Origin of the sequence: Mycobacterium colombiense, from assembly GCF_001672755.1 — a bacterium.
GTDB lineage: Bacteria > Actinomycetota > Actinomycetes > Mycobacteriales > Mycobacteriaceae > Mycobacterium > Mycobacterium colombiense_C.
The window spans coordinates 19,244-28,670 of the sequence record NZ_LZKI01000027.1 but is presented as its reverse complement, the minus strand read 5'-3'; the positions used below and the strand labels follow the sequence as shown (position 1 = coordinate 28,670).

At 66.9% G+C, this 9,427-nt stretch carries 8 protein-coding genes; 3 read left to right on the top strand and 5 right to left on the bottom strand.

Features of this window, described 5'->3' with window-relative positions; all coding sequences use genetic code 11:
* From A5708_RS02975 to A5708_RS02965, 3 genes are all read right to left on the bottom strand, one after another.
* A partial coding sequence (locus tag A5708_RS02975; protein WP_155765864.1) for a DUF4190 domain-containing protein occupies positions 1-390 on the bottom strand: 390 nt, incomplete at its 3' end.
* Complete coding sequence (locus tag A5708_RS02970) at positions 387-1,154, bottom strand: hypothetical protein (protein WP_155765863.1); 768 nt, start codon at positions 1,152-1,154, stop codon at positions 387-389. The genes A5708_RS02975 and A5708_RS02970, both read right to left, overlap by 4 nt.
* A 2-nt stretch (positions 1,155-1,156) precedes the next feature.
* A complete protein-coding gene (locus A5708_RS02965) occupies positions 1,157-3,970 on the bottom strand; it encodes a hypothetical protein (protein ID WP_196772515.1) in 2,814 nt (937 codons plus the stop codon).
* A 953-nt stretch (positions 3,971-4,923) separates the two neighbouring features.
* On the opposite strand from A5708_RS02965, the gene A5708_RS02955 reads away from it, so the two are divergent.
* Positions 4,924-6,651, top strand: a complete 1,728-nt coding sequence (locus A5708_RS02955; protein WP_065027195.1) for an NAD-binding protein — start codon at positions 4,924-4,926, stop codon at positions 6,649-6,651.
* A 23-nt stretch (positions 6,652-6,674) separates the two neighbouring features.
* Here A5708_RS02955 and A5708_RS02950 read toward each other — a convergent pair whose 3' ends face one another.
* Together A5708_RS02950 and A5708_RS02945 are read right to left on the bottom strand one after the other, a co-directional pair.
* The gene (locus A5708_RS02950; protein ID WP_065027194.1) at positions 6,675-7,547 is read right to left on the bottom strand and encodes a tetratricopeptide repeat protein; all 873 of its coding nucleotides are present in this window, start codon (positions 7,545-7,547) and stop codon (positions 6,675-6,677) included.
* A 76-nt stretch (positions 7,548-7,623) separates the two neighbouring features.
* Positions 7,624-8,502 carry an LLM class flavin-dependent oxidoreductase gene (locus tag A5708_RS02945; protein WP_065027193.1) on the bottom strand — a complete coding sequence of 293 codons (879 nt, stop codon included), beginning with the start codon at positions 8,500-8,502 and terminating at the stop codon, positions 7,624-7,626.
* Between the two features lie 66 nt (positions 8,503-8,568).
* Here A5708_RS02945 and A5708_RS02940 point away from each other — a divergent pair, with 66 nt between their 5' ends.
* Together A5708_RS02940 and A5708_RS02935 are read left to right on the top strand one after the other, a co-directional pair.
* Complete coding sequence (locus A5708_RS02940) at positions 8,569-8,982, top strand: VOC family protein (protein ID WP_065027192.1); 414 nt, start codon at positions 8,569-8,571, stop codon at positions 8,980-8,982.
* 46 nt (positions 8,983-9,028) lie between these two features.
* On the top strand, positions 9,029-9,418 hold the full coding sequence (locus A5708_RS02935; RefSeq protein ID WP_065027191.1) for a VOC family protein: 390 nt from the start codon (positions 9,029-9,031) through the stop codon (positions 9,416-9,418).
* Positions 9,419-9,427 lie beyond the last annotated feature (9 nt).

Genomic DNA, 9,427 nt, shown 5'->3' with positions numbered 1-9,427 from the left:
CGAAGGTTCCGGCGGCGCGGGTGCAGCGGCACTCGGCTTCGCCACACCCGTGGCGGTGGTCCCGCCCGAGTGCGCTGTCGACTGGCCGGTGTGGTTGTCGCCGAGCGTCGCCCACAGCACCAGCGCCACCACGGCGATGACGGTGAAGGCGTACGACAGCGTCAGCCCGACCAGCGCACGATTGCGGCCGAGGTCGCCGCGCCGGCGGATATCCCTGAGCGCGAAGTGCCCCAACACCGCCCCGACCGGCGCGAGCAGAAAGGCGAACACGACCGACAGCGTGGCCAGCGTGTTGACTTGGTGGGCGGACGGTTGTCCCGGCGGCGGGGGCGGCGTTGCGCCCGGGTCAAAGGGGTTGGGCCAACTGGGACCCGGCCAGCTAGCCGTCATGAGAACGGGTCGTAGTCGGGGTCATTCGCACGCATCCTCGGAGGTGACGCGGAGCCGGCCGGCGGAGGCGGCGGGCTTTGCCGCGGGGCCGGCAGCGTGGGAAAGGCAGCTGGCTGCGGAAAAGCCGGTGCGGCAACGGGTTTGACTTGGCTGCCCTGACGGAAGTAGGCGCTGGACCCCGGCAAGGCAAGCAACACGGCGGACGCGACCGCAATGATCGTCGCCACGATCGCGCCCACATGCAACAGCTGGCCGAACCACGCCACGGACGCCCCCGGATCGAGAACGAAAACCGCTACGCCCGTGCATAATCCGAGACCGCACACGCCCCACGTCACAATCCGGGCCCAGCTCCGTCCGCGATCGGTGAGCACGGCCAGCGACACCACCAACGCTGCAACGACGATCAGTCCGGCGGCCGTGGCGACCATCAGCGGGCCCGATGTGCTACCGCGCGAACGGAAATCCGAAATCGCCACCAACACGGCTATCGCCGTCGCCAACAACAGCGCGGCGATGCCGGCAAACACGTAGCTGCCGAAAAACACCGTGGCCGGGGACAAAGCCGCGGCTTTCTCGGCGGACGGCACCGGTGGCCGGGCGACCGGTGGCGGCGCTACGGGTGGTCGCGGCGCGGCTGCGGGTCGCGGCGTCGCGGGCGCCCGCGGCAGTTCAGGCGAGGGTGGGGGTCCCCAGGAGGGCGCAGGCGAAACCGGTTGGGGGCTGAAGGGATCGAAGAACGGATCCTGGGAGTGGTCTGACATCGTCAGCGCCTTCCTGCCACGCCGGCGGTCCGCCTGCGGCGCCACCACAACGCACCCCCGACGCCGATCCAGGCGGCCAACGGCAGCACGATGGCGGCGTACAAGAGCGGACTGAGCGACGTGCCGAAGACCGACTTCGGCATGGGGATGAGCACTCCCGGATCGCCCTTCCATACCTGGCTCATGGGTCGTGCACTGGTCAGGCCGCCCAGCCAAACATGCTGCGCGGAACTCTGTTGGGACGAACTCTGCAGCCGCGGCCCGAACAGCGAGCCACTTGCGGTTGCGGGCAGAGTCGGATGATCTTTGGCGAAGTCCTTCGGTGTCATGTTGACCATCGGGATGTTGGTGAAATCGACGCCGCCGATGGTCAGTTTCCAGGTGGTGGGGTCACCGGTCTGCCAGGTGTAGGTCGCGTCTCCCTCATAGAAGGATTTGCGATAGCGGTTGAAGAGTTCCTGCGGGCTGAAGGGTTCCTTCGACGTCCAGGCGTCGATGTTGCCCGAGTCAACGATTTTCGAGTAGGCGGTGGCCTTGGTGGCGCTGCGTTGCCGGTACCACTCGGCGGCGATCCGGCTGGCGTAGACACGGCGCAGATCGGCGTACTCGGGCGCGTGATTCACCTCGTCGACGATCTTCGGCAGGATCATCGTCCGATACAGATCGTCGTTTTGGCGGGTGATTCCCGCGTCCTGGGCCGGGCAGCCGATGCCCGGCTTCAAGTCCATCCCCTCGATCTCGAGCTTCACATCCAGCGGCGCGTCCAGGATGTACATGGAATCGCCCTGGGTGGACACGCTCGCCGGCAACGGGATGATCCACTTACGTTGCGGGGAAAAGCATTTGGAGCCCTTCAGCGCATCCAAGAACTGGCGGCCGTCCGGCGTGGCGGGGTCGACGAGCTTAGCTGTGGCCTGCTTCATGGTGTAGTCGGCTTCCAGCAGGATCCGCCCGGCGTCGGTGCGGCCGAACTGTGCGTCGATGATGCGGTCCGGTTCGTTCGGATTGAGGTTCACCGTGAAGGCCGAGGTAGGTAGCGCAAGCCAGACGAAGAACGAGTCGGAAGCCATGTACGCGTTGGTATTACCGCCGAATGACGGTGCAGCGCCGGTTTGCGTATTGGCGGCGAAGGAATACTGCACACCGTTGCCGTTGAGATCGGTGTCGGAGATGTAGCGGAGCTGCAGCGTCGAGAAGTCGACGCCGCCCAGCACCCCGCCGATCCCGCTACTAACGGCACTCAGCCCACTTGCGACGCCACCGCCGATTCCGCTGGCGACGCCACCGACGATTCCCCCGGTTACGGCGCCGGCGATGCCAGCGACCAGGCCGCCCGTGACGTTGGCCAAAGCGGTGACCGCACCGCCAGTGGCGGCGCCGATGATGCCGGCGACGGTGTTGGCGGCCGTCACACCCGCGAGGACTCCCACATCGACGATCGGACCGACGACGGCTCCCGGATTGATCGGCATGGGGCCGGAGACCTGCCTGGGCGCCGGAACCGAGCCCGGTACCTGCTGGGCCGGGGCCGGGGCCGGTGCCGACCCTGGGTCTTGTGCCGGTGCCGGCGCCGAGCCGGGGGCCTGTTGCGCTGGGGCGGGCGCCGGAACCGAACCGGGCGCTTGCCCCGGCGCGGGGGCCGGCGCCGAGACGGGCACCGGCTCCGGTACCGACTCAGGATCCTGGGCCGCCTGTTCGATGTCCATGTCGGCGTTGACCTGCCCTGAGACAAAGGCTTGTTCGATTGCCTGCGCGGGCGAGTCAGGAGATGCGCCGGTAGTTTGATCGGCGCCACCGCTGACCGGGTTCTGGCCGCCGCTGGCCAGGACGGCTTTCCCGGACGGATCGGGTACACCCACGGTCGGGTAATACCGGACGAACAGCCGGTCGGATGCGCCCAAACCCTGGGCGGCGGCGAGCATGGCCTGAAGCGTCGCCGCCGGCGGCTTGTCCGGGAAGATGTAGATCACTCGACGACCGGTCTCTTGCGCGATGCGAAGGAAGTCTTCGAGCTGTGCCTTATCGACCGCCCCGGTCTTGATCTCGACGATTTCTTGATCGTTGTGGAAGTCGGGACGGCGGTTGATCGAAGTGCCTTTGATCTTCCGGTTGCGGACATAGCCGTTTTCCGTGAACTTCAACTCTTGATCGAGCCTCGTTTCGAAACTCGTGCCGGTGTTGCGATTGTTGAAGGCGCGAACGTAAGCGTCGCGATAGTCGTTCCAGTTCAACGGATTCGCGATCGCGGGCGCGCGCTGGTTCTGGTAGACCAACCAGCTCTTGTAGAGATGTTGTTCGGTGCCGGCTTTGTACTTGCCCCTGGTGTTGATATCAATCAAGGCGGCACGGCTCGGTGCTGGTAGCGCCGAGAGGCCGTTAGCCGACGGAAACGTGTAGGTGAGCGGGGTCTTACCCGGTGGCGGATCCTGGTCGGCGGAATATCCAGGTAGTTTCGGTGTCGGATCCGCGGCGGCCTGGCCTGTCGGCGCGAGCAACATTGCCAACGCCAGAACCAGAACGGTCGCAACGACGCGACGCCATGTCAGCCAAACCCGAGCCATATCCGGCCCTCCCCGTCGGACTTCGCGCGCTCGAAGGCGAAGCACAAGATGTCGCGATCCTAAGTGAGGTTGACCGGCTTGAGAATTCAGCCGACCCACTCGTCGTAGTACGCGCGGGGACGGCGGAGGTCGCCACGCTCGAGCATGAAGGACAGCAGATGGAACGGCCCGGTAAACCCAGCGTCGTCGTTCAACTGAAGTTGAAAGTTTGCGGTGACCGGGTCGCCCTCGTCGCGAAACTCGCGGTACACCCAACGTGAGGGGCAGCCGCGCCGCAGTATCTCGCCCAGGTAGTAGCTGGCGCCATCGACGAACTCCGCATTAGCCGGATCCCGAATCGCAGCCACAGTCGGCGTTTTCCGCGATACCAACTCGGTCAACCGATTAATGCTGTCGGGGGTGTAATCCCAGCTTCCGCCGTTTTCGGCAGCCCACTCCGGAAACCGGTGCTCCTGGCGAGCCAGCCAGTCGTCCAGGACCGCTGAGGGGGACGGAGCGTTGAACAGGCCGTCCGCCAGAGTGCGTTCTTTGACCGGAGCCCAGTCAGGATGCTCCGCGGCGTAGGCCTGGACGGCCCCCTTCCAGCGGCCGTAGGCGGCCGCCAAAACCCCACTCTCATCGGCCGCCAAGGCATGCAGCAGCAGATGCGTCGGCGACAGCGCCTCCAGACCCGAATCGGAATCGGGACGGATGATCGGAAAGCCCGTCGCGTTGGGCTCGCCCGCGCTGTCGATACGCCAACGATGCTCGGACAGCCGTTGCCGCAGCAGTGGATCGCTGGGCGCATCGTCGGGCACCTGGCCAGCCCAGTCCCACCGCCCACCGCCGACCCGCATCAAAGCCTCACCCAGATACGCCACCGCTCCCGCGGTGAAGGACTGGTGGTCGTCGTAGAGCGCCTCGGCCGGATCGGCCAGTCGATTCCGTGCCGCGGCCTCGAGCGCCGACAACGATGCCTCGGAGTAGTCCAGCATCACCGTCCCGCCCAGATCGACATCGCCCATCATGTCGATCAGCAAGTTGACCCGGTCCAACCACCAATCGAGTGGCCCACCCTCCACCGCGTTCTCCCATCCAGTTCCAGCAAGCGATGCTGCGCGTCGATTATCTCCCTGAAAACTCACGACATGTCGCGCTGGCATCAGTCGGCACAGTGCCCGATAGTCATAGCAACAGCCGAGCGCCAATGCCATCAGAGGTGGGGATACATGAGCACGCGCCGCCACATCATCGTCAGCGGTGACGACGCGCTCGCGACCACGATCGCCGAGGAACTCAATCGCGCCGGCGCCACGATCGCCAAGCTGCGCAGCGAGGAGCCCGCCGGCGCCGACCTTGCCCGAGCAAGCGCCATCGTGTGCGCCGGTGACGACGACGCGAAAAACCTCGAAATCGCCTTGCTGGCAAGGAAAACGAATCCCCATGTGCGCGTGGTCGCCCGCCTGGGCAACGACGTGCTGCGGGGAGCGGTGGCCGCCGACAACGGCCCCGGCGCCATCCTGGACGTCGCCGACCTCGCGGCGCCGTCGGTGGTCGAGGCCTGTCTGTCGAGCAGCACGCATCCGGTCGAGGCGGCCGGCATCAAGTTCCTGGTGTCGGGGGCCGAGGCGCCCCGCGACGCGACGCTGCGGGAGATCTACGGCGACCTGGCCCCGGTAGCCGTGATTCACGGCGAGAATTCCGCTACGCCGGACGAAGTGGTGCCATGTCCCGGACGGGATCATCAAGTGCGCGCGGGCGACTGGACCGCCATGATCGGCAGCGCCGATGAGCTGGCCGCGCGCGGCATCAAGACGCCCCGGCCGGCTGCGACACGCTCGCGCCAATCGTGGATGCGCCGCGTCTCGGACGCCGCGCGGGCGATGCGCGACGACGTCAACCCGATGCTCTTTCCCGCGATGCTGCTCGCGATCTTCCTGTTGCTCGCCTCGACGGTCGTCGTGCACTTCTCCTATACGAAGCCACGATTGTCCTGGCTGGACGCCATGTATTTCACCGCCGAAACCATCACCACGGTCGGCTACGGCGAATTCACCTTCCTGCACCAGTCCGCGTGGCTGCGCATTTTCGCCGTCGCCCTGATGTTCACCGGAGTGACCACCACCGCGCTGCTCGTCGCGTTCCTGGCCGACCTGCTGCTGTCGCGCCGCTTCGTCCAATCCGCCGGGGTCCGGCGCGTCCGCCACCTTCGCAACCACATCATCGTCGTCGGACTGGGATCGTTCGGCAGCCGCGTCGTCGGCGATCTGACCGCCGCCGGATACGACGTCGCGGTGATCGAGCGCGACGAGAACAACCGATTCCTCTCGACCGCAGACGAACTCGATGTGCCGGTGATCTTCGGTGACGCGACCCTGCGCCAGACGCTGGAGTCGGCCCGCGTCGACCGCGCCCGCGCCGTCGCGGTGCTGACCCAGGACGACATGGTCAACATCGAGACCGGAATCGTGCTGCGCGAGATGCTCGGTCCCCGGGTGATGCCCGAAGTCAACCGGCCCGACGTGCCGATCGTGCTGCGCATCTATGACCGTACCCTGGGCGATGCGGTGGCCAAGCGGTTCGGTTTCGAGAACGTCCGCTCGACCGTCGACCTGGCCGCGCCCTGGTTCATCGGCGCCGCGATGGGCCTGCAGGTGCTGGGGACGTTTTCGGTTGGGCAGCGTTCGTTCATGGTCGGCGCCATGCACGTGGCGGCCGGCAGCGAGCTCGACGGGCTGCGGATGTTCGAGATGTCCACCCAGACCCGGGTCATCGCGATCACCCGCCGGGACACGCCCGTCGAGTTGCACCCCCGCCGGGATGCGTGGCTGCGTGGCGGCGACACCGTCTACCTGGTGGGGCCCTACCGCGAGCTGCTGGAGACGCTCCGCAAGGGGCAGCCGCCGCAGGAGCCCGCCGTCAGCGAGGAGCGCCCGGCGGATAAAGCGGCGACCTGAGGACGCTCAGCGCCACATCCGGATCAGGAGGCTGACCAGCCGAGCGACCCCAGGTCGCCGCATCCGTCGACGCGGCCTACATGCCGGGCGCACCATTCGGCCAGCTCGTGGCGGGCGGCGACGGTCACCGGGTGCTCGCCCCCGAGCACCCGCGCCTCTTCGTCGACGAGTGCCGCCCATGCGGCGACCTCGTCGGTGACGCCGGCCCGGTCCGGCGCCCAGAGCGTGAACATGTGTCGGGCCATGAGCAGGTGAACGTGGTCGGCTCCCAGCTTTTCGCGCAGGTCGCGGATCAACGGTTCAAGCTCGGCGACGGCCGTCGGCACGTCACCCGCCCGGCCCCGCCAGATCGCCAGCATCAATCTCGTTCCCAGCGTGTCGGCGTGGTCGTCGCCGAGCACGCGACGGCGCGCGGCGAGCACCTGTTCACCCTCCGCCATTGCGCCCACGACATCGCCTATCTCCCAACGCTTCTCGGCGATCTTTTCGCGGGCGACCAGCACGCTCTCGTGCTCGCCGCCCAGGATGCGCTGTTCGTCGGCGAAGAGCTGCGACCACTCGGCAAGCGATGACAGCGAAGGCTGTTGCCGGCCCGCCAACAGGTGGCGAGCGGCCAGGGTGCTCAGGTGGTCGCGACCGAGCACCTCGACGAGGTCCGGTATCAGCCGCGCGAACTCGTCGTAGGCGACGGCTTCCTCACCCGCCCGCAGCTGCAAGGTGGCCAGCGACACCTTGAGTTCGAGGGCCGTGGGATGACGCTCGCCCAGCGTCGCCCGGCAAAGGGTGACCAGCTCGTTTGCCTGCCGCGCGGCCCCGGCGTAATCGCCGTGATTCGCGCACTCCGTCATCAGCCCGGTCAGTTCGGCCAGCGGGGCGGGCAGCTCCTGCTGAGTCATTCGCTAATGAAATCGCCACCGCGCCGAGGCGGCAATTCACCCCGATCTAGCTGCGGCGATGCCCCACGATGGCCGGTTACAGCCGCGCCGCCACGTCCGCCGCCCGTCGCACTTGATCGACATCCGAGCTGGTCGGGATGAGCTGAACCTCGTCGGTACCGATCGCCTCGAACCTGCGCAACACGTCCAGCAGCTCGTCTTCGCTGCCGGCCCAGCCCGTCATCGGCGCCATCGCGTCGACGTACTCGGCCGGTATCCAGTTCATGTAGCGCCGCAGATGACGGTGGATCTGGTCGCGAGACTTTTCGGGGGACCCGAACGCGAACCAGAACGACGTGATCAGGTGCGGTGTGGGCTTGCCGGCCTGGGCCCAGGCCTCCCGGGTCACGTCGAACAGCTCGTTCTGCTTGGCGACGTCGAGGTCCAGGGTGGTGCCGGCCAGCCCGTCGGCCCACGCGGCCGCGCTGCGGATGGTTTTCGGCCCGATACTGCCGACGAACAGCGGCGGACCGCCGGGCTGGACCGGCGCCGGCCCGACGGGCAGCACCGAATCGGTGGTCTTCTCCCCCGCCCAGACGCGCTTCATCACGGCAACGCGTTCGGCCATGCCGCGCATCGTCTGCGTCGCCGGGTCGGCGCTCACGGCGTGGTAGTCCTCGTGCCGGCCGCCCACCCCGATTCCCACGGTCAACCGGCCGCCGCTGAGCAGGTCACCGGTCGCCAGGCCTTTGGCGAGCATGACGGGATCGTGCAGCTGCGGCACGATGACGGTCGTCAGCAGCCGCACCCGGTTGGTCCAGGCGGCCAGGGCACCCAGCAACGTCAGGTTGTCCGGGTTGTCGAAGGCGATCCGCTCGCCCCAGCACAGCGACGAGAACGGACCCTCGTCGATGGCGCGCGCCCACGCCTCGAGCACCGTCGCATCCAGATCCGGCTCCATCACCGGCATCGTCATCGCAATCCGCACGACGGCGATTCTGGCATGTTTAATATGCGGCCCTTCAGTGGAACCATGGGGCGAATGGCGTTCACCAGTAGTTCCATCGCACATGTCCGACTAACCGTGACCGATATCGAGCGGTCGCGGCAGTTCTACGAGAGCGTGTTCGGTTGGCCGGTGTTGATCGAAGTTCCCGAGAACGCCGACGAACCCACCCGCAACCAGTTGAGCTTCCTGTTCGGCGGCGTCATCTACGACCTCGGCGGGACGCTTCTCGGGCTGCGGCCGGTCGCAGCCGACCGCTTCGACGAGGACCGCGTCGGACTCGACCACATTGCCTTCCGGCTCGCCAGCAAAGATGAATTAGACTCGGCGGCAGCGCATCTCGATGAACTCGGCGTGGCCCACGAGCCGGTCAAAGACATCGGACCGTCCTTTATTCTGGAGTTCCGCGATCCCGACAACATCGCCCTGGAGCTCACCGCGCCAAAGTAGCGCGGCGTTGTCGCGCCGGACATCGAGTGGTTGACTGGAAAGAACTATGACCATCAGTTTCAACCACACCATCGTCGCGTCACGCGACAAACGCGAATCCGCCGAGTTTCTCGCCGAGCTGTTCGGCCTGCCCAGCCCAAAACCGTTCGGCCACTTCATGGTTGTCGAGCTCGACCACGGCGCCAGCCTGGACTACGCGGACGCGCCGCAAGGCGCGGATATCCCGCGGCAGCACTACGCATTCCTGGTGTCCGAGCAGGAGTTCGACACCATCTACGGCAGGATCCAGTCACGCGGCCTGCAGCACTGGGCCGACCCGGGTGCCAAACGCCCGGGCGAGATCAACCAGCGCGACGGTGGACGCGGGGTGTACTTTCCCGACCCCTCCGGGCACGCCATGGAAATCCTGACTCGCCCCTACGGATCAGCGGGCTGAGCCGATAGG

Bases quoted from the DNA above. Each gene is read 5' to 3' on its own strand.
- A5708_RS02950 (WP_065027194.1), bottom strand. From the start codon at position 7,547: ATGACTCAGCAGGAGCTGCCCGCCCCGCTGGCCGAACTGACCGGGCTG.
- A5708_RS02970 (WP_155765863.1), bottom strand. From the start codon at position 1,154: ATGTCAGACCACTCCCAGGATCCGTTCTTCGATCCCTTCAGCCCCCAA.
- A5708_RS02945 (WP_065027193.1), bottom strand. From the start codon at position 8,502: ATGACGATGCCGGTGATGGAGCCGGATCTGGATGCGACGGTGCTCGAG.
- A5708_RS02935 (WP_065027191.1), top strand. From the start codon at position 9,029: ATGACCATCAGTTTCAACCACACCATCGTCGCGTCACGCGACAAACGC.
- A5708_RS02955 (WP_065027195.1), top strand. From the start codon at position 4,924: ATGAGCACGCGCCGCCACATCATCGTCAGCGGTGACGACGCGCTCGCG.
- A5708_RS02940 (WP_065027192.1), top strand. From the start codon at position 8,569: ATGGCGTTCACCAGTAGTTCCATCGCACATGTCCGACTAACCGTGACC.